Here is a 26,164-nt window from a genome sequence, read left to right as displayed (position 1 = left end):
CCTCGGCTCAGAACGGCAACGGCCGTCCGTGCACCACCTCCAGCCCCGACACCGCCCGCGTGAGCACCACGTACAGCCGGTGCAGCCCTCGTTCCTCCGCCTCGGCGATCGCCGCGGGCTCGACGGCGACGACATGGTCGTACTCGAGTCCCTTGACCAGCGTGGCGGGGGTGAGGGTCACGCGGGCGGCCAGGTCGTCCGGCGCGGCCACCGGGACACCGGCCTTGTCGAGGGCGGCCCGCACCCGGGGCAGGTCCGCGTCGGCCGTGATCACGCCCACCGACCCCTCCCGGGCCAGGGCGTCGCGCACGGCGGCGACCACCGCGCCGGTGAGGTCCTCCCCCGCCTCCCGGATCCTCAACTCCCCGTCCCCGCGCAGGGATCGGGCCTCCGGTACGTCGACGTCCAGGTGCCGCAGCAGCCGGTTGGCGAGCCCCACGACGGCCTCCGGCACCCGGAACCCGGTGGTCAGCGGCACGACGGCGGCGTCGGCCCGACCCAGGTGCGTGAGCTGCTCGGCCCACGTCCGCGCGGCCCACGGCGTGGTGCCCTGCGCCAGATCCCCGAGCACGGTCAGCGAACCGAACACGGCCCGCCGCGCGATCGCCCGGCACTCCATCGGGGAGAGGTCCTGCGCCTCGTCGACGACGACATGGCCGTAACCCTCGGGATGCTCGATCAGCCCGCCGACCTCGTCGAGCAGCACGAGGTCGGCGGCCGACCAGCGCGCCGACTTCCACGACCGCGGCGGCTTGCGCCACAGCAACGCCTTCTGCTCGTCACCGTCGAGCAGGCCGCGCCCCGCAGCCTCCAACACCCTTGCGTCTGCCAGCAGTTCGGCGACGACCTCCTCCGCCCGCACCCGCGGCCACACGACATCGACGTACGGCCGGACCGCCGTCGCCATTTTCCGCACCCACGCGTTCGGCGGCGGACCCGCCCGCCGCTCGGCGAGCGCCTGGATGCAGGCGACCACCCGCGTCCGCACCCGCTCGCGCCCGACGGCGTACGGCGGCTCCTCCGCCCGCACCCCGGCCACGATCCGCGCGAACGCCTCCCCCGGCACCCGCCACCGGTAAGCCCCCTCGGGAATCGCGATCTCCCCGGCCCGCTCCGCCGACACGCGCGCGTACAGCGCCCGCCGCAGCACCTCGGCCATGCGCACGTCGTGCTTGAGCAAGGCGGCGGGTGGATCGTCGCGGCCCGTGACCGCATGCCGGCCGCCGATCTCCTCCGCCAGCGTGGACTGCCGTACGCCGGTCTCGCCGAGGGCGGGCAGGACCTGCGCGATGTAGGAGAGGAAGGTGCGGTTGGGGCCGAGGATCAGCATGCCGCCGCGCTGGACGCGCTGGGGGTGGGTGTAGAGGAGGTAGGCGGCCCGGTGCAGCCCGACGGCCGTCTTGCCCGTCCCCGGAGCACCCTGCACGCACACCGAGACGCCGAGATCACCTCGTACGAGATCGTCCTGCTCGGGCTGGATGGTCGCGGCGATGTCACGCATGGGGCCGACGCGGGGGCGTTCGATCTCGCGGACGAGGATGTCGCTGGCGCGGTCCTCGCCCCGGCTCAGATGCTCGTCCTCCAGGCTGGTGAGATCGTCCGAGGCTCCCCTGCTCCCCGGCGACCACCCGAACCGTCTCCGCACGGCGACGCCCTGCGGATCATGGGCACTCGCCTGGTAGAAGGCGCGGGAGACGGGGGCGCGCCAGTCGACGACGAGGGGTGGGGCGGCGGGGTGCTCGCTGATCCGGAGCCGCCCGACGTGGTAGCTCTGCCCGGCGTGCTCACTGCCGTCGAAGTCCAGCCGACCGAAGAACAACGGCCCCTCGGGCAGCTCCCGCATCTCCTTGGCCTTGCTGCGCAGCCGATAGCCGAGGACTTCGGCGTCGGCACCGGAGGCGGAGACGTCTTCACCGACGACGACCTGCTCCTGGGCGCCGTCGACCATGGCGGCGAGGGCGGCGCGGCAGGTGTCGTGGTGGGCGCGTTCGAGGTGGAGGGTGTGCGTGAGCGGGGTGGGGTCGGGTGACGTCATGGGACTGAGCGTACCTACATAACGTAACCGAGTTAAATTTTTTACCGGGCCTCAGCCGTCATGAGTACCGGGGCATGGCCGCCTCCAGCAGATCGAAGGCCCGCTCGGCATCACCGAGAGCTGCGTCCCTGACCTCGGCGACGGGCTCTCCCGCCCCGATCCGCCGCCAGTTCTCCTGAGCGAGGATGCGCCGCACGGCCACGATCTGCCCGGCGGCCAGCCGCGCGTCCAGATCACCGCCGAGGGCCGCGGCGAGGGCCTCCTCGGAACGTTCGAGGTGGAGATGCAGGCGGGCGACGAGGGCGGGCGTGCCGTAGAGGAGGTCGTAGAACGCACGGACGGCGGGGTGGTCACTGACCCCGGTGATGGGGTCGCCCTGCGCGATGCCCTCCAGGAAGTTCCGCCGCAGCACCTCGAGCGGCGCCCCCCGCCCTTCCCTCACCACCCGCGCGGCCTCGTCCTCGTGGTCGGCGATGCGGTGGAAGACGAGGTCCTCCTTCGCGGGGAAGTAACGGAAGAGGGTGGGTTTGGAGATGTCGGCGGCGGCGGCGATCTCGGCCACGGAGACTGCGTCGTAGCCCTTTTCCAGGAAGAGACGGATCGCGATCTCGGAGACGGTCTCGTACATCCGCTGTTTCTTGCGGGCGCGCAGGCCGGGGGTGGTCATGGGGTGAGGGTACGGGGGCCTCGCTTGACGAGCGTGCGGGCGAGATAGGGGTTGTGCATCCGGCGCAGCGGCATGCCGAGGGAGGCTGTTGCCGCCGTCAGGGTCATCGAGTAGGAGTCAAGCGCGCGGCGGACGTTCGGGGCGTCCAGGCTGGCGCCGGTCACCAGGCGGTCGAGGTCGATGTACGCCGAGCGCACGATCTCGATCCACCGGTACACGCCCCAATCACGCCGCCAGCCCTCGGTGTATTCGGGGGCTAGCCGGAGGGCCCAGCGGTTGAACATGCGGTCCCGGATCTCTGGCTTCGTGGGGGTGAGGTGCATATGCCGCACCAGGTCGTAGAGCGGATCGCCTACGACAGCCATCTCCCAGTCGATGATGGTCAGGGCCTGCCGGTCGGGGCGGCGCACCAGGTTCCACGGGTTGAGGTCGCCGTGCAGCAGGGCCGGCTTGCGATCGCCTACCTGGTGGCGGGCGAGGATCTGCCGGAGCCGCTCGGCATCCGGGAGCCCTAGCAGGCGGGCGAGCTGCTGGGACTCCTTCGGCAATTCGCTGACAAGAAGGACGAGTTGTTCGCTCAGGGCAGCGTAGAAGGACCCCTCCCCTGCGGCCGGGTCCAACACCTCGTAGTTCACCTGAGTAAGTGCGCACAGTTGATCGACGAGCGCGTTGGCTTCGTGCGGCAGCAGGCCCTGAACGGGGTGGCTGGGCGGTTGATCCGGGTCGGGGGAACCCTCATAGGTGTGAATGGCGAATGGTTCCCCCTGGTAACTCGTGCCCAGGGCCAGGAACCTCGGGGCTGCCACCATCGCCTTCGATTCCTCGATGGTGCGCAACACGGCGTGTTCGCTGAGAAAACCCCGCTCGCGCCGGTCGACGTTCGGCACCTTGCGCCGCACCACCACAGGGAAGTGGATGCCCGGCACATGCACGATCGTGTTGAGGTGCCCGGTGCCCTTGAGTACCCGGCTTGCGGGCGCCGCGCCTTCCGCACGCAGCGCCTCGTCCACGGCCGTATGCGGAAAGTCGGGGTGTTTGGGGAAGCGTGGGTCCCATGACCACTTGCCGATCTCGGCGATCGGGCCACGCCCGTCGTTCCGCGCAGCCAGCCACCTGAAGAGGATCCGCTCGATCTCCCGCGCGTCCGGAACGCTGCCGAGTCTCAGTGGGCCGGCGGCCGCCGTAAGCGCCCATGCCACCTTCACCTTGGCCTCGTCGAGGGTCTTCTGGTCGGGTGAGTTCTGCAGGGACTGCGCCGCCCGCATCACATCCGGATAGACCGACTGGGCTCGCTCGAAGTCGAGGTAATACTGAAGGTCCCTCGTCAGACCTTTCACCGCCGCAGGACGGACCCGGCGCATTGCGGCCGCCCAGGCATCGATGACCTCGTCCCACTGATAGGACGGGTACTGCATGCGAACCAGGTGCGTGGCGAGATCGTGCAGCGGGTCGCCGTAGGTCGCCAGTTCCCAGTCGACGCAGATAAGCGGTGGATCACCGGCGTACGACATGATCAGGTTGTCGCGGTGCAGATCGGCGTGGAGCAGACTGAACGGTCGACGGGACAGGACCGGCACCCGCTCGGCGAACCGCAGCATGGCGTCCTCGGGAATGCCCAGGGCGGCGAACAGGCCGCCGAAGGCAGCCCAATTGGGCTGCCTGATCTGCCGGTCCGCCATCAATGCCAACGCCCGCAAGAACGCTTGGCTGTCCGTGTGGTTACCGGGCCAGTCGGAGGGCAGATCCGGCAAGACCCCACTGCGCACCTGAGTCATCTGCGCGAGCAGCCCCGCCAGCGCCCGGATGATCATGGTGTCGACCGGCTTGCCGTTGCTGCATACCTTGGACAGCGGCACGCCCTCCACATAGCTGTGGATCGCGAAGCTGTCGCCCTTGTAGAGACACTGCGGAACGTGGGGCAGCACGCCTTGAATGGCATCGAGGATCTCCGCCTCGTCCGCCCAGGTTCTGATGACGACCGGCAGCGCCTCTTCGCGCCGGATACGCACGGTCACCGTCGTCCCGGCGTCCCGCCCGGCCAACCGTGCCGCGGGTTCCGTGAGAGGCAGGACGAAGTTCTTGTTGTGATGCCCGCTGGTCGCCTGCCCCAGCTGCTCGGCCAGACTCACGAACTCCTCGACCGTGCGTGCCCCGGGCGGGGTCTCTGGAAGAGGCGGTGCGCCCACAGGCCACACTCCGGATCGTTCGCGCGACAGACGGGAGGCACGGCAACACTAGGTGCCGTTTGTAGCAAGCACGACCAGAGCCCGGCTTGAGTAGCCATAACGAGTGGTTTTGCCACTCTTCGTTCGTCAGGCCGCGCGAGATTGGCTCTTTGCCACGTCCATACGGGCGAAACAGAGCGATTGCTCAGCGGTGCGGGAATGTTAGCGCACCGAACCATGTCCCCCGGTCACCGTTTGGCCGCTATTCCGAGAGCCGGGCCCAGACGGAGTCGAACCACGCCTGCATGTTGTCCACGAAGACAGATCCCGGCGAGTTCGCGTCGTCGTCTTTCACCTGATGGGTGAGTGTCGCGCCCAGCCCCAGGACGTCCAGCGCGGTGACCACATCGCCGTCGTCCAGCTCGATCTGACGCTCGATCACGTCGTACATGCCGTGCAGAGCTTCGGCGCGGTTGATGAGGTAGAGCTTGAACGGCGGGACCAGTGGCGTGTGGTGGATCTCGACGCCCACGGACGGAACCAGCCCCTCGGTCCGCAGATCTTTCAGCGACCCCTGCAACGACTCGGTATGACGATGACTAATGGCCCGCAGCCGATCCTGAAGACGCATGTCCTCCTTCTTGCCCTTCACCCGCGGATACGGCAGCGGCTGCGTGGTGTCCGGCAGCAGCAGCCGCAGAGCGATACGCTCGGGGGAGATCTCACCGGCGTGGATGCGCTCGGCCTGGACGCGGATGTGGGCGTCCAGTGACTCAGCGGTCAGCGTGTAGACGTCCAGGGTGACTTCGGGCGCTTCGAACGCCGATCCGATGATGTGGCTCAGCGTCGCCCCGTGCCGCGATCTGACCGCCTTGGGTGCCGCCGACTTGATCAGTTGGGTCTTGATCACCCGGGAACCGCTCCCCTGCCGGGAGGCGATCCAGCTCTCGTCTGCCAACTCCCGCAGAGCTCGCTGAACAGTGTCCCGCGACACTCCGAACTCCTCGGCGAGTTCCCGCTGCGGCGGCAGGAAGGACCCCACCGAGTAGGTGCCGTCCGTCATCCGGGTGCGCAGCGTCTCGGCGACCCGCTGGAACTCCTTGCCGCCGCTGTCGCCATTGCCCCGTGCGTCCACGCCTCGACCGTACCGCCTGCCGTCCACCGGCAAACCAATCTCCAGTCAATTCCACGAGTGGACTGCCCAGTTGGTTAAGGGATCAGTCAGGCCGGGCAGACCACCCACAAGTCAACCAGTCCAATTGGCCGGGCAGTTGAGGCCTTGGCGGTGAAGTGGAAGGGAGGTGGGCCAGAATGCCTCTGTTGCGGCGTCACCGGCTCAGACCCGCCCCAGCAGCACGTCCCGCACCACATCCAGCGAGTTGACCACCACCGAGGCCCCCGCCTCCCGCAACAACCGCTCCTTACGCCCGTTACGCGCGTAGCCCAGGAACGAGACGCCGGCGCTCTGCGCGGCCTCGTAGTCCGACGGGGTGTCGCCGATCATCAGGGCCGCCGAGGGGGCCGCGCCCATCGCGTTCAGGGCGTGGTTGAGGCAGTGGGGGTGGGGTTTGAGGTGGTGCAGGTTCTGGGTGCGGCCGTAGATGTGGGGATGGAAGCAAGCAGTCAGACCCCGTCCGGCCAAGTACTTGCGAACCACCCTCGGGGAGTTGTTCGTCGCTATCGCCAGACGTGAACCCACCGCGGCCCACGTCCGGATCAGCGGGTCGGCGTACATCGTCGGCATCGCCGACGTCGCAGCGTGCAGTTCCTCCTGGGTGAGACGTTCCTCCAACTCCGCCACCAGGTCACTGCCGGGGTGGCGGAGGTCGACGGCGCGCAGGACGACATGGGGGTCGAGGGACTTTCGTTCCTCGTCCGTCACCAGGCCGTGCAGGCCGCGGCTCTCCAGCCACTCGACCAGTTCCGCCGCCACCCGTTCCGCCGAGTGCCCCGCGAACAGCCGGCAGATCGGGCCGTCGAAGTCCCACAGCACGACTCGGGCGTGCCTGATCAGCTCCCGGAGGTCTTCCAGTGCTTCAGGATCGTTCTCTGTCTCTGCTGTCACCGAATCAGTCTGCGCCGTATCAGAAGTCACTAGGAGAGTGTCAGGTCCGTCGTGATGGTTTCCCAGAGGGCGTCGAACCACTTCTGGGATTCCTCCACGAACGCCGCGTCCCGCTGGCTCGCCGCCTTGACGAAGGAGAACAGGACAGACTGGGAGCCCAGGGCGTCGTACATCTCCAGGGTCCGGCTCTCGTACTCCTCCTCGCGCTTTTCGAGCATGTAGTAGCCGAGCAGCACTTCCTCGCCGTTGAGCAGGTACATCTTCACCGGCGGAGTGAAGGGCAGCGCGCGGAAGGTGATGCGGACGTCGATGCCGTGTGTGGAGCGGACGGCGTTGAGGTTGTACTTCAGAACGTGGGCCTGGGCGTTGCGCATCTCCAGCCAGCGCCGGTGGACCGGGTCCTCCTCGCCGTCGCGTTCGACCGAGATCGGGAAGGCGAGGTTGATGTCCCGGGACGGCAGCAGGACGCGGAACTCGATGGACTCGGGGTGGATCGTGCCCTCGTGGATGCGGCGGAGCGAGTCGCCGAGGGCCAGCATCAGGGTCTCGGAGGTGTGGCTGACGACGTCCACGCGCACGTGCGGCGCCGCGAACGCCTCCGTCAGCCGTGGGGCCAGCCCGACCATCGTCGGCTGCGGGGCCCCGCGCACCGGGGCAGGTTCCGCGATCCGCGGCGGGCTGCCCTTGCTCACGTTGCTGAGAAGGCCGTCCTCCTGGAGCGCGCGCAGGGCCTGGCGAACGGTGCCCCGTTCGACGTTGAACTCCTCGGCCAGTTCGGCCTGGGTGGGCAGGCGGTCGCCCGCCTTGAGGTCGCCGGAGCGGATTCGGTCCCGGAGGATGTCGGCGATCTCCTGGGGCGAGAGCTTTCTGCTGCCGTTCACTGCCACGTTCTCCTGGGTCACGACCAAACGGTACAACTCTGATCCATCTGGCGGGAGTTGTTGGAGAGTTGTTTCCGAGTTAGGACCAAGTGGGTACAAGTACAGCAGAGTTGGTTGCCAACTTAGACAAGTTGGCGGAAGTTTTGCCTCCTCATCGCCCAACCCCCCACATCCGCTCGCCCCGGATGCCCGCCTCACGCCCTAAGGGGGAATCACCGTGCCTGCCATCTATCTTCTCTCCGCCATCTTCGTCGTCGGCATCGAGCAGACCATCCAGTGGAAGTACGGCGCTGCCGGCATCCTCGGCCTGCTGCTCCTCAGTGTCGGCCTCAAGGCCAAGAGCCCGGCCCTGAGCTCCGTCGGTGCCGTGGTGCTCGCGCTCCTCGTCTCGGGGCAGGCCCTATGAAGAAGCACAGCCCGGATCCACCTCTGTGGGAGACCTCAGCTCGTGAGCGTCAGCTCCGAACTGATCGTCTCCCACAGTGCGTTGAACCACAGGTGCGACTGCTCGACGAAGGTGGTGTCCCGCAGCCCGGCCCCCTGCTCGAAGGCGAACAGCATCGACTGGGTGCCCTCCGCGTCGTACATCACCAGCTGCTCGTGGTCGATCTCCTCCTCGCGCTTGGAGAGCGTGTAGTAGGCGAAGAGCGCTTCCGTGTTGTTGAGCAGGTACAGCTTCACCGGCGGGGTGAAGGGCAGGGCGCGGAAGGTGACCTTGACGTCGATGCCGTGGGTGGCGCGCAGGGCGAGGAGGTTGTGCTGGAGCACCTGGCCCTGGGCGTTGCGCTGGGACAGCCAGCGGCGCTGCACCCTGCCGTCCGTCGAGGGGTCCACGGGGATCGGGAAGGCGAGGTCGATGTCCCGGCTCGGCAGCAGGACGCGGACGTCGACCTTGGCCGGTTTCAGTCGTCCGGCGTGGATCTGGCGCAGCGGTTCACCGAGGGCGAGGTTGAAGGAGACCGACGTCAGACACAGGGCGTCGATCTCCACGTGCGGGGCGGCGAAGGCGGCGGCGATGCGCGGCGCGAGGGCGACCATGGTCGGCAGCGGTGGGGCTCCGGGCCCGGTCAGCGCCCTGCCGAGGTCGGGGGCGACCGTCGCGGGGCTGCCCTTGGACACGTTGGTGAGCAGTCGCTCCGACTGCAGGATGCGCAGGGCCTGCCGTACGGCGCCACGCTCCACGCCGAACTCGTCCGCCAGCCGGGCCTGGGTGGGCATGCGCTGACCCGGCCGCAGCTCACCGGACCGGATACGGGAACGCAGCTCGTCCGCCACCTCGCGAGGAGACTTCTGTGACCGCTGCGCCTTCTCCAGCCCATTGACGGAGGCGGGTTTCGGGTCCACGACCAAACACTACAACTTCCCGCCATCTTTGGGCAGTTCAGTGAAAGGTGGTTATGAGACGCTTCCAAGCGGCATAACTACAGTGAAGTTGGTCGCCAACTTGCAGAACATGGTCAAGCTTCAAGGAGGTTGGCGCCAGCAGGCCGAGCACGAACCATGCTTCGCCCAGGGGGGATCGTCATGCCGTTCGCCATCGCAGTCGCCGCCATCGCCCTCGGATTCGAGCAGCTCGTCCAGTGGAAGTGGGGGCCGATGGGCATCATCGCCTTCCTCCTGCTCACGGTCGGCGTCAAGGCCAAGAACACCATGGTCGGCGGCCTAGGAGCGGCGATCCTCGTGATGCTGCTCGCCCAGTCCGGCTGACCGGACCGCCCACGTCCGAGGTCAGTCCGGCCGATCGGGCTCCCTTCCGGAGGGGAGCCGGGAGCCTGATCGGTCAGCAGAAGACAGCACAGTCACAACTGAACACCGACAACCGAACAGCGGCAGCGTTTGAAGCACAGCCACAACTGAACAGGCACCAGTGAACAGTCACAACGGAATACGCACAGCTACGGATTCGTCCTCGTCGCCCATCGGAAGGAGCGTTCAGAACATGTCCGGGCACCACGGTCGCCTGGACGTACGCAGCAGGGCGTCGGCCACTTGGGCGGCGCCCGCTCGTTCTTCCCGGACCCGGCCGAGCGCGGCCAGCCGTACGGCGGACTCGTCGCCCAGCCACAGGGCCGCCAAGTCGGCGATGTCCAGGGTGAGTTCGGGGCTCGCGCCGGTCGGCGCGCAGGACGCGCCGCCCGCCGCCGCCTCCAGCCGGTAACGCCCGCCGGCCAGCCCGGCCGCGTCGGCCACCTCCAGGACCAGGGCGCCCTCGCCGTCGTACGCACGCGCCTCCAGAGCCCGTACGACGTCCAGCAGCCGAACCCACAACCAGTCCGCCTGCGATGTGGTGGCCTTCGCGGCGCGCGGGTTGGGGAGGTGGAGGGGGAGCAGGTCGTCGGGGGCGCGCCAGCCGGTCTTCACCTGGGTGACCCAGTCGATGGAGCAGAGGTAGTGCCACAGGGCGCGCTCGGCGGCGGGGGTCGTCGCGATCAGCCACTTCACCTGGGCCGTGTCGTGCGGCTGCTTGTCGTGCCAGGTGTCGTCGCAGACGTACGACACCAGGCCCTGGGGCTCGCCGGACGGGGAGCGGTACAGGGCGTAGAAGGGCTCGGTCCAGGGGGTGCGGTCCAGGTGGACGACGCCCGTGTTGACCTGCCACCAGCGGTCGTCGCGGCTGACCGCGCCGGGCTGGGCGCGGCGCAGGCGGTCGTGCAGGTCGGGGCCGAGCTTGCGGACGTCCTCGCCGTCGACGAGGTCGATACGGCCGCCGTCGTCCGGGGCGGACCATCGGGGGTCGAGGCCGGTGCGCAGGACGTCGACCGTCCACTCGGTCATCGAGGTGGCGGGGCCGAAGCCGTAGCGGCCGTAGATCTGGTACTCGGCGGCGATGAGGGTGGCGGCGACGTCTCCGCGCTCCTTCGCGGCGGTGAGGTCCTGGTTCATCATGCGGGTCAGGAGGCCGCGGCGGCGGTGGGTGGCGGTGACGGCGACGTTCGAGATGGCGTCGGCGGGGACCTGGTGGCCGCCGGGGACGGTGAGCTCCTGGTCGAAGGAGCGGTACGTCGCCACGCAGCGGCCCGCGTCGAAGGCGCCCTGGGTGCGGTGGGCGAGGAGGTAGCCGGCGCGGGAGTCGATCTCCTCCTGGGTGGGGGTCGGGCTGCGGAGGAAGCCGGTGTGGAGGGCGCGGATCCAGTCGGGGATGTCGGCCTCGGTGATGGGGCGGACGTCGATGGCGGGGCGGGTGGTCATGGGGTCACGGTAGGGGGGTGATGGGTGCAGGTCACAACAAGTTTTCGCTCCCGCCGCCCCTACCCGCCCCTGCCCGTCCCTCCCCCACTCTCGGCTTCGCTCGAGCGGGGGGAACCCCGGGGCCTTCACATCAGCAGGTCATCCACCTGAGCCTCCCCCTCCCGGTACCGGCGCGCGATCTCCCCGCTGCACTCGTCCGTCGTGTGCTGAAGGCGCTGGCGGCGGCGGGAGACCTGCTGCTCGTAGCGGACGAGGCGGCCCATCGCGGCGTTCAGCTCGGCGTCCGTGCGGGCCGCGAGGTCGGACAGTTCGACCTCGGCGAGCATGTCGGCGGCCAGGCGGCGGTACTCCTCGTTGTGCGGGGTGCCCAGGGTGACGTGGCGGGCGGAGGAGCGCTGGCGGGCCGGGGCGTCGGTCAGGATCTCCGGGAGGCGCTCGACCACCGAGCGCTCCCCCGCGGGCGACCTGCGGGCCAGCTCCGCACGCAGGATGTCGATCCGGCCCTGCAGCAGGCGCCGTACGTAGCTGAGGTCCGCCTCGTCGCGCTGGGCGTCCCGGCGCACCGTGCGCAGCTCGGGCAGGCTCAGGACGGCCAGGTCGGGCTCGGGCGGGTCCGCGGCCAGGCGGTCCCCGGGCAGCCGGGACGCGGACAGCGGTGCCGGTGCCGGTGCCGGTGCTGGTCCTTGTGCCGGTGCCGGTGCCGGCCCGTCCGTCCGCTGCGTGGGCGGCCGGAACGCGGACCCGGGCGGCTGCGGCTGCTCGGTACTCGGTGTGCTCATGTGCCTCTACCGTCCCCTCGACCGGCGTGTGTGAGCATCGTGCCACCCCAAGTGGCCGCTATGTGACCGAGTGCCCCCGAACGGCCCAGATTGGGGGGTAAGGATCATTAAGAAGCCCCCGGTCCGTCGTCCTTTCCGCGCACGGCATCATGGGGCCATGCGTGCAGTGGTACAGCGGGTCGACGGCGCGAGTGTCGTGGTCGACGGCGAGACGGTCGGGGAGATCGCCGGTGAAGGGCTCTGTGTCCTCGTCGGGGTGACGCACGAGGACACCAAGGAGAAGGCGGCCCAACTCGCCCGCAAACTCTGGTCGATCCGCATGCTGCACGACGAGAAGTCCTGCAGCGACATCGACGCCCCGCTCCTCGTCATCAGCCAGTTCACGCTCTACGGCGACGCACGCAAGGGCCGCCGCCCCACCTGGAACGCCGCCGCCCCCGGCGACATCGCCGAGCCCCTGGTGGAAGAGGTCGTCGCCCAACTCCGCACCCTCGGCGCCACGGTGGCGACGGGCCGCTTCGGCGCCCAGATGAGAGTCACCCTGACCAACGACGGCCCGTTCACGGTCCTGCTGGAGATGTGAGCCGCCAACCAGTCCAGCACCGTCTGACTGCCGCTGCCGGGTTGAAGGGAAGGTGCCTGTTCGTTGTTTACGAGGAGGTGCCAGGTGGGCACAACTTGGGAGAGTTGGCAGTCCAATTGGGCTGTGTGACCGTTCAGCCACCCAGATGCCCTTCTCCCTGTCAGCCCAGGTGAGCCTGGTTCTCGGGGCAGCGGAAACCGACTCGCGGGGCTCGTGACAGCGGGCCCCCTCGACAGCGGTGGACCCCGCCGGGGCGAAGACCTCGGCGGGGTCCCCGTCGTACTTTCCCTACCGCATGCGCAGGAGCCGCGCCCCCTGCGCCTTCCTGTCCCAAATCCCGTATATCTGGGGTGTGTTGGCCTACCCGGCCGCTGGGAATCTCTCGGAGCACGGAACATCACGGAATATGCGGCTGTCACCGCGTCGTCCGTGGTCCGTCAATCACCTGGGCTGACGTGCTCGACGAAGGGAGAAGCGGCATGGAACACCACCCGCCCACAGGACAGGACCCGGGCGGCACCGGCATCGCACGGATCCCGATGTCGAACGCGATCACGGCGGTGATCATCGCGGTTGCGGCGCTGGCCGCCGGCATCACGGTGCTGATGCTGACGCCGGGGGTGCTGGAGGGTCTGGGCAGCGCCGTGACGATCACCGGCGGCGGCTTCACGCTCGCGGCGAAGATCGCCGTGCCGCGCTGAACCCATGCCGCCGGCTCCACGCGTCCCGCCTACGGCTCGACCACGACCTCCTGTGCCGCCGCCGTCTCCCCCGCCACCAGCGGCGCGTCCACCGACACGTTCCGCTTCACCAGCGCCAGGGCGACCGGGCCGAGTTCGTGGTGGCGTACCGAGGTCGTGATGAAGCCGATCTTGCGGCCGTCCGGGCCGTCGGAGGCGAGGCGGAGGTCCGTGCCGGCGGGTGGGAGGTGGACCTCGCTGCCGTCCAGGTGCAGGAAGACCAGGCGGCGCGGGGGCTTGCCGAGGTTCTGGACGCGGGCGACCGTCTCCTGGCCGCGGTAGCAGCCCTTCTGGAGGTGGACCGCGGTGCCGATCCAGCCCAGTTCGTGCGGGATGGTGCGGTGGTCGGTCTCGAAGCCGAGGCGGGGGCGGTGCTGTTCGACACGCAGGGCCTCGTAGGCGAGGAGGCCGGCCGCGGGGCCGGTTTTCTCGGCGTACGACTCCAGGTCCTCGCGGGGGAGGAACAGGTCGCGGCCGTACGCCGTCTCGCGGACCACCACGCCCTCGGGGACGTCGGCGATCGAGCCGGCCGGGAGGTGGACGACCGCGATGTCCGCGGTGCGGTCCGTGACCTCGACGCGGTAGAAGAACTTCATCGACTCCAGGTACGCCAGCAGCGCCTCCTGGGTGCCGGGCTCGACGTGGGCCCAGACCGTGGTGCCGTCGTCGACGAGGTACAGGGCGTGCTCGATGTGGCCGTTCGCGGAGAGGATCAGCGCCTCGGTGGCCTCGCCCGCCGGCAGCTCGCTGACGTGCTGGGTGAGCAGCAGATGCAGCCAGCTCAGCCGGTCCTCGCCGGTGACGGCGATGACCCCGCGGTGCGAGAGGTCGACGAATCCGGTGCCCTCGGCGAGGGCACGCTGCTCGCGGAACAGGTCGCCGTAGTGGGCGGCGACGTCTTCGTCCACGCCTTCGCCGGGGACGGCGCCGGGCAGGGACAGCAGAGGGCTCTTCATATGCACAAGCCTACGACTCGGTAGTTGAAGCCTTGAGGGCCTTTGCGGAGCAGTCCTTGCAGCGGCCGAAGATCGCGAAGTGCTTCATGTCCGTCTCGAAGCCGAAGGTCGAGCGCAGCTTCGCGGTGAACTCCGCCGCCACCTCGATGTCCGCCTCGATGACGTTCTGGCAGTCGCGGCAGACCAGGTGGATGTGGTGATGGCGGTCGGCCAGGTGGTACGTCGGCGCGCCGTGCCCGAGGTGCGCGTGGCTGACCAGGCCCAGCTCCTCCAGGAGCTCCAGGGTCCGGTAGACCGTGGAAATGTTGACCCCCGACGCGGTCTTCTTCACTTCCGTGAGGATGTCGTCGGGGGTCGCGTGCTCCAGGGTGTCCACGGCTTCGAGCACGAGTTGCCGCTGCGGCGTCAGCCGGTAGCCGCGCTGCCTGAGGTCGCTCTTCCAGTCGGTGCTCACCACACCGACGAGTGTATGACTACTTCAGCGGAGGCTTACTTGAAGAAGGCGATGCCGTCGTCGGGCATGTCATCCGGCAGGGCCTTCGCCCAGCGCTCGACATCCTCCGGGGTGACGACCTTCTTCAGGTGCGCCGACATGTAGGGGCGCAGCTCGACCTCGGGGGTCTGCTTCTCGCCGACCCACATCAGGTCGCTGTTGACGTAGCCGTACAGGCGCTTGCCGCCGCTGTACGGGCCAGAGGCCGCCGTGCGCGCGACCGCGTCCGTCACCAGGTCGATCTGCGGCTTCTGCTTGGCCAGCTCGCCGTACCAGATCTCGACGACACCGTCGTCGCGGACCATCGTGATCTCGACCTTGCGGTCGGCGTCGACGCGCCAGAAGCCGTGCTCGGACTCCAGCGGACGGACCTTGTTCCCGTCGTTGTCCAGGACCCAGGTGTGGGACTGGTACTCCAGGAAGTCACGGCCGTCGTGGCTGAAGGTGACCTCCTGCCCGAAGTTGCACTTCTCGGAGCCGGGGAAGTCGTGCACACCCGCGCCTGCCCAGTTGCCGAGCAGGAAGACGAGGGGGACGAGGTCCTTGTGAAGGTCGGACGGGATCTCGATCATGAGCTTCTACAGTTCCTGGTGTCGGGTCAGCGCTGGCCCTGGTACAGCTTCTTCACCGTCAGCCCGGCGAAGGCGAGGGTGCCGACGCAGACCAGGACGAGCAGGGCTTCGAAGAATGCCTCAAGCACGGGGTGCTCCTTGCTGAGCGGTTATGGGCGGTACTAGAGCCGGGCCCCAGCTTAGTCGGCCGGGGCCCGCCCTTCTCTGCGAGGTACGCCTCAGCGCCCGCGGGACCCGGATCTCAGCCCAGCAGCTGGCTCTGCAGCACCACCGTCTGCTGGAACGGCACGGCCGCCGCCCCGCCCTTCTTCGACTGCACGACCAGCCCCAGGACGTCGCCGGAGACCAGATACGCCTCCCGCACGTGCTCCGCCCCGTACGGCTCGGCCTCGCCGTACGCGTAGTGCCGTACGTTCTCCACGTCGGCCTTCTCCGGGAACTTCTCGTCGATGTGCACCTCGGAGGCGCCCTTCAGGGCGAACTGCGGGGCGTCGTAGCCGGTGAAGTTGTTCTCCTGGAGGGAGTCGACGACCCGCGCCGTCTCGAACTGCAGCAGGTAGATTCGGGTGTGCGTGCCGTCCGCCGCGGTCCAGCCGCGGGCGGCGACGTGCCGCAGCCCCTGGTCGGTCAGGAGCTGGTCGATGGCGTCCCGGTCGTCCTTGTCCTCGTAGACCGCGAGGAAGTCCTTCTTCGCCAGCCAGCCGTCCTGGCCGTCGAGCGCCTTGTCGGCCTTCACGCCCTCGGGCGCGGGCAGGAGCAGCTCGCGCAGGTCGGCGTAGTGGGAGTTGGCGGTGTTCGCCTTGTCGAAGGGCGCGGGGCTGCCGGCGGGCAGCGGCGGCTTGACGATCGCCGGGTACTCCCAGCGCCCGTCCGACTCGGTCGCGAGTCCCGGTACGTCCGTCCGCTCCATCCGCGTGATCCCGTACGCCGTCCCCGCTCCCGCGGCGGCGAACACCACGACGGCGGCGGTCCAGCGCAGGACGGCGCGCAGGACCCGGCGGTCCTTCTTGACGACGGCGACGGCGACCGGCTCCCCGGGCACCGTCGGCGGCTCCGCGGACACCGTCGGCGGCGCCTCGGGCATCGGCGGCGCCTCGGCCACGGGTGCCGTCGTCTCGGGCTGCTGCTCGGTGGTCATACGGCCTTCCCCGGGTCGTCGATGCGGTCGAGCTGGGCGGCGAGGAAGGTGGAGATCCCCTCCTTGTCCAGGGGGGCGACCCCGGACGCGTTGACGGCGACCAGGACGTCGCCCACATAGGCGGAGCAGAACATCCAGTCGATCTTCTCGTCCTTGTCCTTGGGCGACAGGAAGCACGTGGCGTTCTTGTGGCCGTCGATCTTCGGGCCCTTGCGCATGATGCCGAGGGCCTCGAAGAACTCGATCTCGGACGTCGAGCTGTTCCGCACGGCGGCCTGGCTCTCCATCTGCGTCAGGGTGACGCTGACGGCGGACACCTTGTCGGCGTAGGCCGCGTACCTGTCGTTGTTGAGGTAGCTGCGCATGACGACGCCCTTGATGTGCTGCCGGTCGAGCTGCTTCTCCAGCTTCCGCCGGTCGGCGGGCGGGAGGCCCTTGAGCGACTCCTTGCGCAGGGCGGTGGCCTGCCGGCCGCTGAGCTCCGCGTCCGCGCCGAACTCGTCGAGGTCGGGCCCCTGGGCGAACCCGTTCTCCTCGTACGGCATGAGCATCCCGCGCAGCCCCTTGGCCTTCGGGGCGTCCTGGTCCGCGGCGGCCTTCGGGAACTTCCAGCTCGGCTTCCCGGGGTCCCGGTCGGCGTCCTGGACGGTCACGACGGTGTAGCCGGTGCCGCCGACGACGGCGCCGAGGAGGAGGACGGCGCCGGTGAGGGTGGCGACACGGCGACGGGGGAAGCGTTTCTTCTTCGCGGGCGCGGGACTCTCAAGCACGGCGCTCCCGGGCGCGGCGCTCGCGGGCGCGGCGCTCTCGGGCGCGGCGCTCTCGGGAACCGCTGGAACCTCGGGGTGCTCCGCGCCTTCGACGCTCTCGGGGTTCTCGCTCACAGCCGCTCCATCTGCCGCTTGGCCAGGTCCATGATCTTCTTCTTGGGAATGGGCTTGGTGTCGTAGACCCAGACGGTCATGGCGATGTCGCCGCGCGTGGCCATGGCCTCGGCGGAGTACAGCGGCAGATAGCCGGGCTTCGTGTCGGGCCGGTTGTGGACGTACGCCCACCCGTCACCGGTCCCGGGGATCTCCCAGCTGTCGGTGTCGTCCTCGTCACCGGCGAAGCCCTGCTCGTTCGCGGTGTAGTCGGCGGCCGTCAGCCCCAGCTCCTGGCGGAACTGCGTGAGCACGATCTCCACGCTGTACGTGCCGCCCACCAGCCAGTCGGTGACGGCGGCCCGGCGGAACTCGTCGGTGGCGAGGTTGCCGAAGGCGTTCTGCGGCTTCTCGTAGAGGTCCGCGTACTCGGCGATGTCCATCCACCCGTCGACGCCCGCCGCGAACTTGGGCTCCCGGGCGCCCTTGGGCCGCTTCAGCAGCAGCTTGCGCAGATCGCCGTCCACCTTGACGTGCCGGTCCTGCGCGGCCGACAGCGGTTCGACCTCGCCCTCGGCCTGCTTGACGACCGGCTGCGACAGCGGCGGCAGCGCGGTGGGCTCACGGTTCGCCTGTACGACGAACCCGGTGCAGGTGCCGGCGACGACACCGAGCACGGCGGCTGCGGCGATGAGCAGCGTGGTGCGCCCGCGCCGGCGCGGCGCACGGGGCGTTTCCGACGCATCCGACGCATCCGGCGCTTCCGGTGCTTCCGACGCTTCCGGCACCTCGTCAGGTACCGGGTTTTCCTGAACTTCGGGTACTTCCAAGACGTCCCCCCACAGAACGTGAAGTGCACATTCCATATGTGCGCACAGGAGACTCACGGCCTGCGGCCTGGGTTGTAGCGGCGTTGATTACGATTCAGCCATGGCGAAGAAGCTCGTGATCAAGGTGACGGCGGGGGCCGATGCCCCCGAGCGCTGCTCGCAGGCGTTCACGGTGGCGGCGGTGGCCGTGGCCAGTGGTGTCGAGGTCTCCCTGTGGCTGACCGGCGAGTCCGCGTGGTTCGCGCTGCCGGGCCGGGCCGCCGAGTTCGAGCTGCCGCATGCGGCCCCCCTCCCCGACCTGATCGAGTCGATCCTGGCCGGCGGCACACTGACCCTGTGCACGCAGTGCGCGGCCCGCCGGGAGATCACGGAGAAGGACGTCATCGAGGGCGTACGGATCGCGGGCGCGCAGGTGTTCGTGCAGGAGGCACTCGCGGACGGCACGCAGGCGCTCGTCTACTGAGACCCGGGCGTCCACAGGCAGAACGGATGCCCCGCCGGATCGAGGAGCACCCGTACGTCGTCCTGGGGCTGGTGCTCGGCGAGCGTCGCCCCCTCGGCCACCGCCCTCGCCGTCTCCCCGTCCAGATCGTCGACCTCGATGTCGAGGTGCAGCATCATCTGCTGCTCGCCGGGCTTGCGCTCGGGCCACAGCGGCGGCACATACGCGGGTTCGGTCTGGAAGGCGAGCCCCACGCCTCCCCCGGGCGGCCCGATGACCAGCCAGTCGGGTTCCTCCTCGCGCACCACGTAACCGAGGAGGCGCTGATAGAAGTCGGCGAGCCGATGGGCGTCCGGTGCGTCGAGCACGACGGTCGACAGCTTCATGGGCGACATGGGCCCCTTCCTACTGCCGCCGCCTCTTCCCGTCCAGCTCGTCCCACCACTCGTCGGACTTGGGGTCGCCGGAGGGGTCGTCCCACCACCGGTCGTCGGGCCCGCGCCGGTTGGCCACCATGGCGGCGACGGGGGGAATCAGCATGGCGACCACGCACATCCCGACCGCGACCGGGACCGACCACAGCCGCACGACACCCCACGCCAGGACGAAGAGCCCGACACAGGTGCCCATCATGGCGAAATAAACGTGCCGTCGACGCGCCAGCATGTGTCCAGGGTAGGCCTGGACAGGACGAAGGGCCGTACCCGGAGAGGTACGGCCCTTCGTGCGACACAGCTCCGTCAGACGGCGATCGCGACCTCGGCGAGGCCGCCCTGCTGGGCGACGACGGTACGATCGGCGGTGCCGCCCGGCACCAGCGCGCGGACGGTCCAGGTGCCCTCGGCCGCGTAGAAGCGGAACTGGCCCGTCGCGGAGGTCGGGACCTCGGCGGTGAACTCGCCGGTCGAGTCCAGGAGGCGGACGTAGCCCACCACAGGCTCGCCGTCACGCGTCACCTGGCCCTGGATGGTGGTCTCACCGGGCTTGATCGTCGAGGCGTCGGGGCCGCCGGCCTTCGCTCCACACATGTCTTTCTCCAGATTCAGAGGGGTCTGACCGGAAGGAAGGCCGGTCGGGGTGGGACTTGGATCTGCTTACTTGTTGGCGCCGAGCTCGATCGGGACGCCGACGAGGCTGCCGTACTCGGTCCAGGAGCCGTCGTAGTTCTTGACGTTCTCGACACCGAGCAGCTCGTGCAGGACGAACCAGGTCAGCGCGGAGCGCTCACCGATACGGCAGTAGGCGATGGTGTCCTTGGACAGGTCGACCTGCTCCTCGGCGTAGAGCTCCTTGAGCTCCTCGTCCGACTTGAAGGTGCCGTCGTCGTTGGCGTTCTTGGACCACGGGATGTTGCGGGCGGACGGGACGTGGCCCGGACGCTGCGACTGCTCCTGCGGCAGGTGGGCCGGGGCGAGCAGCTTGCCGGAGAACTCGTCGGGCGAGCGCACGTCGACCAGGTTCTGCGAACCGATGGCCGCCACCACGTCGTCACGGAAGGCACGGATCGAGGTGTCCTGGGCCTTGGCCTTGTACTCGGTCGTCGGGCGCTCGGGCACCTCCTCGACCAGCTCGCGGACGTCGAGCTCCCACTTCTTGCGGCCGCCGTCGAGGAGCTTGACGTTCTCGTGGCCGTAGAGCTTGAAGTACCAGTACGCGTACGAGGCGAACCAGTTGTTGTTGCCGCCGTAGAGGATCACCAGCGTGTCGTTGGCGATGCCCTTCGCCGACAGGAGCTTCTCGAAGCCCTCCTGGTCGACGAAGTCACGGCGGACCGGGTCCTGCAGGTCCTTCGTCCAGTCGATGCGGATCGCGTTGCGGATGTGGTTCTTCTCGTAGGCGGACGTGTCTTCGTCCACCTCCACGATCGCGATGTTCGGGTTGTCGAGGTTGGCCTCGACCCAGTCGGCGTCGACCAGGACGTCGCTGCGGCTCATGCTCTTTCTCCTCCGGGGCAGTTACGGCGGGGCATACGGCTGTGAGGGTGCGCGGGCCGACGGGGCCGCGGCGCACGGGTGCCCAAGGTCAGGGCGGGGGGATGCGGACGGCGCTCGGCGCTTCCGCTCAGAAAGTGCGACAGAGCATGGCGGCAACGCGGCACAGGTCCACTGCCCGCCGCTTTGTGAGATCCGCCTGTCGCTTCATGCCGTCGATCGTAGGGACGGACTACCAGCCATGTCACCGGTGTGTCGTATTTTGAGACGCGATCGTCCGCGATGTGGGAAGGGAGCAGCGTCCGGCCCGCGTTCGCACGGGTTCCGGACGCTGACGGCCGTCACCGCACCCATGTCCACGGACGACCCGTCTCGCTCCTCGGACACTCCCCGTCCGCCGAACGCGGTCCTACCCGGCCAGCTCGACGTTCGAACCCTTCACCGTGACCTCCACCCCGTCCTGCGCGGCCTCGACCTTGTCCAGCTGGATACCGCCGGGCAGATCGTCGATCTTCTGCTCGAAGTCGGTGATCGACCGCACCTTGCCCTCGGCGACCTCGACGACCAGGTTCGGCAGGTTGTCGGCGTGCACCTTCACGGTGTCGCCGTCGACGGTGACCGTGCTGAGCACGGGATACGTGGTCGACTTGCCCAGGGCGGTGACCTTGACGTTCACCTTGATCTTCCCGTTGCCCCCGTCGGAGAGCCCGACGACCTCGGCGGTCACGCCGGTGAAGATCTCCGTCGGCTCCGACCGGGCGGCCTTGAGCAGCTCGTCGTAGGAGATGGACGCCGTACCCGTGGCCGTGGCGGCGGTCGCGGAGCTGTAGTCCCCGGAGAACGAGACGTCCTTGAAGTCGGCCTTGATGTCGTCGATCCGGATCTTCTCGCCCCCGGTCCCGGCGGCGGCCTCGTAGTCCTTGATCCCCACCTCCGCGTCGTCCAGCTCCCCGGACGCGACCTGCGTCAGAAACGGAAAGCCCTTGATCGACACATCGGGCGTACTGGCGAGGTTCTCACTGCTCCGCAGCTTGTCCGCGACCTCACCCTCGGCGAAATGCACGGCAACCCGGTCGGCGATGACGAAGAGCCCGCCCAGCACGACAACAACAATCAGCAGTATTCGCAGTGCGCGCATTCTTTGGTGTTCCCCCGACTAGGCGGTCTACGTCTCCGCCACCGTAGCGCCGCAGGCAGAGGCCCCCGCCAGATTGTCGATCACCTGTGACAGGACGCGCACCTCCACGCACCGGCAGCCGCGTACGGCGGGAAGGGGACGTGTCGGGGGGTGTCCGCCCGCAGCGGTTGACGCGTCAACACGGGCGCCTTTCATAGCTGACCGATTCCGCGCCGTTCCGAGGACGGACACCCCCCGGCGCGGCCCCGCCCCACAACGCACCGCCCGCGACCTACCCGAGCGCCCGCCCCAGCACATACACAGCCGGAGCAGCGGCGGCCAGTGGCAGTGCGACGCCCGCCGTGAAGTGCACGAACCGCGAGGGATAGTCGTAACTGGCCACCCGGTGGCCGATGAGCGCGCACACCCCCGCGCCCGCCCCGAGCAGCGCACCCTCCGTGCCCAGCCCGGTCATCCCGCCCACCGCGATACCGGCGCCCGCCGCGGCCAGCAGCGACACGACCACCGACGCCGGCGTCGGCAACGGCAACGCCCGCGCCAGCACCGCCACCGCGACCGACGCCGCGCCCACCGACACCGCGTCCGCCGACGCCGCGAAGTACCCCGCCGCGACGATCGCCAGCGCCGACGAGGTGACCGTCGCCATCAGGCCGTACATCCGCTCGTCGGGGTCGGCGTGCGAGCGCAGCTGCAGCACCAGGCACAGCAGCACCCACACCCCCAGCGTGCCGAGGATCGCCGACGGCGACCGGTCCGCGGCCAGCAGCGCCACGTCCGCGACGACCGCCCCGAGGAACGCCAGCGCGATGCCCTGCCGGGCGGGCCACATGCCGTTCAGCCGGAACCAGCCGGCGGCGGTGACGGCCTGGAGCAGAACGAGCGGCACGAGCAGCGCGTACGACCCGACGGCCGCCGCGCCCGAGAGCAGCAGTCCCAGCACCGCCGTGAGGGCGGCGGGCTGCATCCCGGGCTCGATGATCGGCGAACGCCCTTCGAGCCGGGCCCGCTGGGCGTCGGTGACACGGGCGTTGCCGCCGAGGGTGGCGGGACCGTAGTCACCGGAAGGAGCCGCGACCGGCTCGGGAGCCGGAGCGGGCTCCTGATACACGGGCTGCTGATACACCGGCGGCTCGTACCCCTGAGGGGCGTCGTACCCCTGCGAGGCGTCGTACCCCTGCGGCGGCAGATAGGCCGTCTCCGAGGGCGCCTGCGCGACCGGCGCCTGCATCTGCGTCTCCCAGGTCTGCCCCTGCCACTGCTGGGTGTACTGCTGGGCGGCGTGCGGATCGTCGTACGCCTGCTGCCAGTAGGGGTCGTACCCCTGCTGCCCCTGCTGTCCTTGCTGACCCTCGTACGGCTCGTACGGCTGGTTCGTCATCGCTCACCCTCCTGCGAACGGCGGGAGCACCTCGACCGTGCCGCCGTCGGCCAGCCGTACCGTCTCATGCCCGCGGGTGCCCACGGGGTCACCGTCGATGAGGAACGAGCATCGCTGCAGCACGCGCGTGAGTTCACCGGGGTGTCGCTCACGCACAGCGTCCAGCGCCTCGGCGAGGGTGTCGGCGTCGAACGCCTCCTCGGCGACCCCGGCCGCGGCCTTCGCGGCGGCCCAGTAGCGCACCGTGACCTTTGGCATCTGCTTCCGCTGCTTCCTCACTCGACCGTGTTGAACACCGTCAGGCTAGCTCTCCTGGGAGACGGCCCAAGCCCCGATGCGTCGCAGCAGTTCGTCCGGGGCCGCGTTCTCGGCGTGGCCCATGCCGTGCTCCAGCCAGAGTTCGGCGTGGCCGGGGGCGGCGTCGGCGAGCATGCGGGGGTGGTCGAGCGGGAAGTAGCCGTCACGGTCGCCGTGGACGATGAGGAGAGGGGTGGGGGCGATCTTCGGCACGGCCTCCACGGGGGACAGCGGGACCGGGTCCCACTCCTTGTGGTGGATGCGGGTACGGAATCCGTACCGGCCCACCAGCCGCCCCTCGGGCCGCGTTACCAGCCAGTGGAGCTTCCGCATAGGCGCCGTTCCCCGGTAGTACCACCGAGCCGGTGCACTCACCGAAACCACCGCGTCCGAGTGCGCATCCGTGCGCCCCTCACGCCCCGGCTCGTCCGCCCGGTACAGCGCCGCGTGCCGCAGCACCACGGAACCGCCCATCGAGAACCCCACCGTCACCACGCGCGTGTGCCCGAGCGAGCGCGCCCACCGCACCGCGGCGGCCAGATCCAGCACCTCGCGGTCTCCCACGGTCGAGGCCCCGCCGGACGCTCCGTGGCCGCGGAAGGAGAACGTGACCACGCCGCCGTACTGCGCGAACGTCTCCGCCACCCGGCGAACATGAGGACGATCCGCGTCGCCGGTGAAGCCGTGCGCGATGACGAACACGGGACCACGGGAAGGTGACGGGGAGGCGTCGTATACGGACGCCGGCGGATCGTATACGGAATCGATCGTCACCCCGTCGACAGTGTGCAGAAACGTCCGTATAGGTGTGCCTCTGTTCGTCTCAGAGTGCGGAATAGCCGTGGATCGCACCACACGACCTGCCGGATCAATGTGCATGTGGGCTATTCTCCTGAACAGAGGACTCGGGCAATGCAGCCCCCGGGTCCTTTTGTGCTTTCGGATCGTCTGTATACGAAAGATTCGAGAGCTACGACCTCGCCGGGACCGAGGAGGAACCAGCCGTATGAGTTCTCTGCTGCTCCTGACCAACGCCCTCCAGCCGTCGACGGAGGTGCTCCCCGCTCTCGGCCTGCTCCTGCACAACGTGCGAGTGGCTCCGGCGGAGGGCCCCGCCCTCGTCGACACCCCGGGCGCCGACATCATCCTGATCGACGGGCGCCGTGACCTGCCGCAGGTCCGCAGCCTGTGCCAGCTCCTGCGCTCCACGGGGCCGGGCTGTCCGCTCATCCTCGTCGTCACCGAGGGCGGCCTCGCCGCCGTCACCGCCGACTGGGGCATCGACGACGTCCTCCTGGACACCGCCGGACCGGCCGAGGTCGAGGCACGGCTGCGGCTCGCGATGGGCCGCCAGCAGATCGTCAACGACGACTCCCCGATGGAGATCCGCAACGGCGACCTGTCGGTCGACGAGGCGACGTACTCCGCCAAGCTCAAGGGCCGGGTCCTGGACCTGACCTTCAAGGAGTTCGAACTCCTCAAATACCTGGCCCAGCACCCGGGCCGCGTCTTCACGCGCGCCCAGCTGCTCCAGGAGGTCTGGGGCTACGACTACTTCGGTGGCACCCGGACCGTGGACGTGCACGTACGACGTCTGCGCGCCAAGCTCGGCCCCGAGCACGAGTCGCTGATCGGAACCGTCCGGAACGTCGGTTATCGATTCGTTACTCCGGAGAAGGGCGAGCGCGCCACCGACGACGCCAAGGCCAGGAGCGAGCGGCCAAAGGCGGAGGAGACGGACGAGACGGCCGCTCTGGACGCCGCTGAGGTCAGCGCCGAGGTCTGACGGGGTCCGACGCGCACAGGGGTCGCTCGGGCGGAGCACAGGCAAGACCGCTTACGCCCTGCCCAGAGCGGGTCCATCCGCGTAGACTCCGCGCGTGGCCAAGGTGACTCGAGATGACGTGGCGCGGCTGGCAGGGACGTCCACTGCCGTCGTCAGCTACGTCATCAACAACGGACCCCGGCCGGTCGCCCCGGCCACGCGCGAGCGCGTTCTCGCCGCGATCAAGGAGCTGGGGTACCGGCCCGACCGGGTCGCCCAGGCGATGGCGTCCCGGCGCACGGATCTCATAGGCCTGATCATCCCGGACGCCCGTCAGCCGTTCTTCGGCGAGATGGCGCACGCGGTGGAACAGGCCGCGGCCGAGCGCGGAAAAATGGTCCTGGTCGGCAACACCGACTATGTCGCCGAGCGCGAGACCCACTATCTGCGCGCCTTCCTCGGGATGCGGGTCTCCGGCCTGATCCTCGTCAGCCACGCCCTGAGCGACCTGGCCGCCGCCGAGATCGAGGCCTGGGACGCGCGCGTGGTGCTGCTGCACGAGCGGCCGGAGGCGATCGACGACGTCGCCGTCGTCCTCGACGACCTCGCCGGCGCGCAGACCGCCGTGGAACACCTGCTGGGCCACGGCTATCCGTACGTCGCCTGTATGGGCGGTACGGCGGACACCCCCGCCGTCGGCGACCCGGTCTCCGACCACGTCGAGGGCTGGCGGCGCGCGATGGAGGAGGCCGGCATCCCCACCGAGGGACGGCTCTTCGAGGCGCCGTACAACCGCTACGACGCCTACCAGGTGGCGCTCCAGCTGCTGTCGGGCCCGGACCGGCCGCCCGCGATCTTCTGCTCGACCGACGACCAGGCCATCGGCCTGCTGCGGGCGGCGCGCGAGCTGCGCATCGACGTGCCGGGCGAGCTGGCCGTCATCGGCTTCGACGACATCAAGGAAGCCGCGCTCGCCGATCCGCCGATGACAACGATCGCATCGGACCGCTCGGCGATGGCGCGGGCCGCGGTGGACCTCGTCCTCGACGACGGGCTGCGGGTGGCCGGGTCGCGGCGCGAGCGGTTGAAGGTGTTCCCGTCGAAGCTGGTCGTACGCCGGTCCTGCGGCTGCGAATGAGGCTCCGCGGGCCTTCATGAGGCTTGACGGGCCTTTATGAGGCTCGGCGGACCTTTATGAGGCTTGTCTGAGAGGGGCCCGGCCGGTCCCAGTACCGGCTTTATATCGGGCAAACGAGC

General features: G+C 69.3%; 31 protein-coding genes. 7 read left to right on the top strand and 24 right to left on the bottom strand.

The window, feature by feature from the left end; all coding sequences use genetic code 11:
* Window positions 1-7 precede the first annotated feature (7 nt).
* From ACFUO4_RS44790 to ACFUO4_RS44765, 6 genes are all read right to left on the bottom strand, one after another.
* Window positions 8-2,035: a HelD family protein gene (locus tag ACFUO4_RS44790; RefSeq protein ID WP_383496830.1), complete on the bottom strand. Its 2,028-nt coding sequence runs from the start codon at window positions 2,033-2,035 to the stop codon at window positions 8-10.
* A gap of 58 nt (window positions 2,036-2,093) precedes the next feature.
* The gene (locus tag ACFUO4_RS44785; protein WP_383496827.1) at window positions 2,094-2,702 is read right to left on the bottom strand and encodes a TetR/AcrR family transcriptional regulator; all 609 of its coding nucleotides are present in this window, start codon (window positions 2,700-2,702) and stop codon (window positions 2,094-2,096) included.
* On the bottom strand, window positions 2,699-4,831 hold the full coding sequence (locus tag ACFUO4_RS44780; RefSeq protein WP_383496824.1) for a phosphotransferase: 2,133 nt from the start codon (window positions 4,829-4,831) through the stop codon (window positions 2,699-2,701). The genes ACFUO4_RS44785 and ACFUO4_RS44780 overlap by 4 nt, the downstream gene beginning before the upstream one ends.
* A gap of 298 nt (window positions 4,832-5,129) precedes the next feature.
* The gene (locus ACFUO4_RS44775; protein WP_079309005.1) at window positions 5,130-6,002 is read right to left on the bottom strand and encodes a GntR family transcriptional regulator; all 873 of its coding nucleotides are present in this window, start codon (window positions 6,000-6,002) and stop codon (window positions 5,130-5,132) included.
* Between the two features lie 201 nt (window positions 6,003-6,203).
* Window positions 6,204-6,932: an HAD family hydrolase gene (locus tag ACFUO4_RS44770; RefSeq protein ID WP_383496820.1), complete on the bottom strand. Its 729-nt coding sequence runs from the start codon at window positions 6,930-6,932 to the stop codon at window positions 6,204-6,206.
* Between the two features lie 29 nt (window positions 6,933-6,961).
* Complete coding sequence (locus ACFUO4_RS44765; RefSeq protein WP_079309007.1) at window positions 6,962-7,840, bottom strand: winged helix-turn-helix domain-containing protein; 879 nt, start codon at window positions 7,838-7,840, stop codon at window positions 6,962-6,964.
* 190 nt (window positions 7,841-8,030) lie between these two features.
* Here ACFUO4_RS44765 and ACFUO4_RS44760 point away from each other — a divergent pair, with 190 nt between their 5' ends.
* On the top strand, window positions 8,031-8,219 hold the full coding sequence (locus ACFUO4_RS44760) for a hypothetical protein (RefSeq protein WP_059195787.1): 189 nt from the start codon (window positions 8,031-8,033) through the stop codon (window positions 8,217-8,219).
* Between the two features lie 35 nt (window positions 8,220-8,254).
* On the opposite strand, the gene ACFUO4_RS44755 is transcribed toward ACFUO4_RS44760, so the two are convergent.
* Window positions 8,255-9,163: a FadR/GntR family transcriptional regulator gene (locus tag ACFUO4_RS44755; RefSeq protein WP_079309008.1), complete on the bottom strand. Its 909-nt coding sequence runs from the start codon at window positions 9,161-9,163 to the stop codon at window positions 8,255-8,257.
* 174 nt (window positions 9,164-9,337) lie between these two features.
* Between ACFUO4_RS44755 and ACFUO4_RS44750 the strand changes: the two genes are divergently transcribed.
* Window positions 9,338-9,520: a hypothetical protein gene (locus tag ACFUO4_RS44750; protein WP_079309009.1), complete on the top strand. Its 183-nt coding sequence runs from the start codon at window positions 9,338-9,340 to the stop codon at window positions 9,518-9,520.
* A gap of 225 nt (window positions 9,521-9,745) precedes the next feature.
* Here the strand turns inward: ACFUO4_RS44750 and ACFUO4_RS44745 are convergent, their stop codons facing one another.
* Both ACFUO4_RS44745 and ACFUO4_RS44740 read right to left on the bottom strand, forming a co-directional pair.
* Window positions 9,746-11,002, bottom strand: a complete 1,257-nt coding sequence (locus ACFUO4_RS44745) for a GNAT family N-acetyltransferase (RefSeq protein ID WP_383496815.1) — start codon at window positions 11,000-11,002, stop codon at window positions 9,746-9,748.
* 125 nt (window positions 11,003-11,127) lie between these two features.
* A complete protein-coding gene (locus ACFUO4_RS44740; protein ID WP_383496812.1) occupies window positions 11,128-11,781 on the bottom strand; it encodes an aerial mycelium formation protein in 654 nt (217 codons plus the stop codon).
* Between the two features lie 157 nt (window positions 11,782-11,938).
* Here ACFUO4_RS44740 and dtd point away from each other — a divergent pair, with 157 nt between their 5' ends.
* Window positions 11,939-12,364: a D-aminoacyl-tRNA deacylase gene (dtd, locus tag ACFUO4_RS44735; RefSeq protein ID WP_383496809.1), complete on the top strand. Its 426-nt coding sequence runs from the start codon at window positions 11,939-11,941 to the stop codon at window positions 12,362-12,364.
* Between the two features lie 479 nt (window positions 12,365-12,843).
* Window positions 12,844-13,065: a hypothetical protein gene (locus tag ACFUO4_RS44730; RefSeq protein ID WP_079309012.1), complete on the top strand. Its 222-nt coding sequence runs from the start codon at window positions 12,844-12,846 to the stop codon at window positions 13,063-13,065.
* A gap of 29 nt (window positions 13,066-13,094) precedes the next feature.
* Here the strand turns inward: ACFUO4_RS44730 and ACFUO4_RS44725 are convergent, their stop codons facing one another.
* From ACFUO4_RS44725 to ACFUO4_RS44700, 6 genes are all read right to left on the bottom strand, one after another.
* On the bottom strand, window positions 13,095-14,060 hold the full coding sequence (locus tag ACFUO4_RS44725) for a folate-binding protein YgfZ (RefSeq protein ID WP_079309013.1): 966 nt from the start codon (window positions 14,058-14,060) through the stop codon (window positions 13,095-13,097).
* 10 nt (window positions 14,061-14,070) lie between these two features.
* Window positions 14,071-14,517 (bottom strand): Fur family transcriptional regulator, encoded by a 447-nt coding sequence (locus tag ACFUO4_RS44720; protein WP_079309014.1) that lies wholly within the window; start codon window positions 14,515-14,517, stop codon window positions 14,071-14,073.
* 32 nt (window positions 14,518-14,549) lie between these two features.
* Window positions 14,550-15,125 (bottom strand): FABP family protein, encoded by a 576-nt coding sequence (locus tag ACFUO4_RS44715; protein ID WP_079309015.1) that lies wholly within the window; start codon window positions 15,123-15,125, stop codon window positions 14,550-14,552.
* A gap of 241 nt (window positions 15,126-15,366) precedes the next feature.
* Window positions 15,367-16,263: a hypothetical protein gene (locus tag ACFUO4_RS44710; protein ID WP_079309016.1), complete on the bottom strand. Its 897-nt coding sequence runs from the start codon at window positions 16,261-16,263 to the stop codon at window positions 15,367-15,369.
* Window positions 16,260-17,147: a hypothetical protein gene (locus ACFUO4_RS44705; RefSeq protein WP_383496803.1), complete on the bottom strand. Its 888-nt coding sequence runs from the start codon at window positions 17,145-17,147 to the stop codon at window positions 16,260-16,262. The genes ACFUO4_RS44710 and ACFUO4_RS44705 overlap by 4 nt, the downstream gene beginning before the upstream one ends.
* Complete coding sequence (locus tag ACFUO4_RS44700; protein ID WP_383496800.1) at window positions 17,144-17,914, bottom strand: hypothetical protein; 771 nt, start codon at window positions 17,912-17,914, stop codon at window positions 17,144-17,146. Before ACFUO4_RS44700 ends, ACFUO4_RS44705 begins: the two co-directional genes overlap by 4 nt.
* A 142-nt stretch (window positions 17,915-18,056) precedes the next feature.
* Between ACFUO4_RS44700 and ACFUO4_RS44695 the strand changes: the two genes are divergently transcribed.
* Complete coding sequence (locus tag ACFUO4_RS44695; RefSeq protein WP_079309019.1) at window positions 18,057-18,419, top strand: DsrE family protein; 363 nt, start codon at window positions 18,057-18,059, stop codon at window positions 18,417-18,419.
* Here ACFUO4_RS44695 and ACFUO4_RS44690 read toward each other — a convergent pair.
* The 9 genes from ACFUO4_RS44690 to ACFUO4_RS44650 all read right to left on the bottom strand — a co-directional run bounded on the left by ACFUO4_RS44690 (window position 18,413) and on the right by ACFUO4_RS44650 (window position 24,021).
* Window positions 18,413-18,793 carry a VOC family protein gene (locus tag ACFUO4_RS44690; RefSeq protein ID WP_383496796.1) on the bottom strand — a complete coding sequence of 127 codons (381 nt, stop codon included), beginning with the start codon at window positions 18,791-18,793 and terminating at the stop codon, window positions 18,413-18,415. The two genes, ACFUO4_RS44695 and ACFUO4_RS44690, sit on opposite strands and share 7 nt — an antisense overlap.
* Before the next feature lie 10 nt (window positions 18,794-18,803).
* The gene (locus tag ACFUO4_RS44685; protein ID WP_383496793.1) at window positions 18,804-19,064 is read right to left on the bottom strand and encodes a DUF3099 domain-containing protein; all 261 of its coding nucleotides are present in this window, start codon (window positions 19,062-19,064) and stop codon (window positions 18,804-18,806) included.
* Window positions 19,065-19,138: 74 nt separating this feature from the next.
* The gene (locus ACFUO4_RS44680; protein ID WP_007382995.1) at window positions 19,139-19,426 is read right to left on the bottom strand and encodes a DUF1416 domain-containing protein; all 288 of its coding nucleotides are present in this window, start codon (window positions 19,424-19,426) and stop codon (window positions 19,139-19,141) included.
* A gap of 66 nt (window positions 19,427-19,492) precedes the next feature.
* Window positions 19,493-20,332 (bottom strand): sulfurtransferase, encoded by an 840-nt coding sequence (locus ACFUO4_RS44675; RefSeq protein WP_383496789.1) that lies wholly within the window; start codon window positions 20,330-20,332, stop codon window positions 19,493-19,495.
* Between the two features lie 127 nt (window positions 20,333-20,459).
* Window positions 20,460-20,540, bottom strand: coding sequence for a putative leader peptide (locus ACFUO4_RS44670; RefSeq protein WP_350310325.1), 81 nt, complete (start codon window positions 20,538-20,540; stop codon window positions 20,460-20,462).
* Between the two features lie 198 nt (window positions 20,541-20,738).
* Entirely contained in the window at window positions 20,739-21,467 is a 729-nt protein-coding gene (locus ACFUO4_RS44665) for a DUF2993 domain-containing protein (protein ID WP_383496786.1), read from the bottom strand.
* A 271-nt stretch (window positions 21,468-21,738) separates the two neighbouring features.
* Complete coding sequence (locus tag ACFUO4_RS44660; RefSeq protein WP_383496783.1) at window positions 21,739-22,845, bottom strand: hypothetical protein; 1,107 nt, start codon at window positions 22,843-22,845, stop codon at window positions 21,739-21,741.
* A gap of 3 nt (window positions 22,846-22,848) precedes the next feature.
* Window positions 22,849-23,103: a MoaD/ThiS family protein gene (locus ACFUO4_RS44655; protein WP_079309040.1), complete on the bottom strand. Its 255-nt coding sequence runs from the start codon at window positions 23,101-23,103 to the stop codon at window positions 22,849-22,851.
* Window positions 23,104-23,148: 45 nt separating this feature from the next.
* Window positions 23,149-24,021 carry an alpha/beta hydrolase gene (locus ACFUO4_RS44650; RefSeq protein ID WP_079309023.1) on the bottom strand — a complete coding sequence of 291 codons (873 nt, stop codon included), beginning with the start codon at window positions 24,019-24,021 and terminating at the stop codon, window positions 23,149-23,151.
* A 127-nt stretch (window positions 24,022-24,148) separates the two neighbouring features.
* Between ACFUO4_RS44650 and ACFUO4_RS44645 the strand changes: the two genes are divergently transcribed.
* Window positions 24,149-24,928, top strand: a complete 780-nt coding sequence (locus ACFUO4_RS44645; RefSeq protein WP_079309024.1) for a response regulator transcription factor — start codon at window positions 24,149-24,151, stop codon at window positions 24,926-24,928.
* Between the two features lie 94 nt (window positions 24,929-25,022).
* Window positions 25,023-26,045 carry a LacI family DNA-binding transcriptional regulator gene (locus tag ACFUO4_RS44640; RefSeq protein WP_383496778.1) on the top strand — a complete coding sequence of 341 codons (1,023 nt, stop codon included), beginning with the start codon at window positions 25,023-25,025 and terminating at the stop codon, window positions 26,043-26,045.
* The last annotated feature ends 119 nt before the right edge of the window (window positions 26,046-26,164 follow it).

It is taken from the genome of Streptomyces sp. NPDC057280, from assembly GCF_042668605.1.
In the GTDB taxonomy this organism is placed as follows: domain Bacteria; phylum Actinomycetota; class Actinomycetes; order Streptomycetales; family Streptomycetaceae; genus Streptomyces.
Note: the sequence above shows the minus strand (reverse complement) of the source record. Positions and strands in the feature narration are given on the sequence as shown.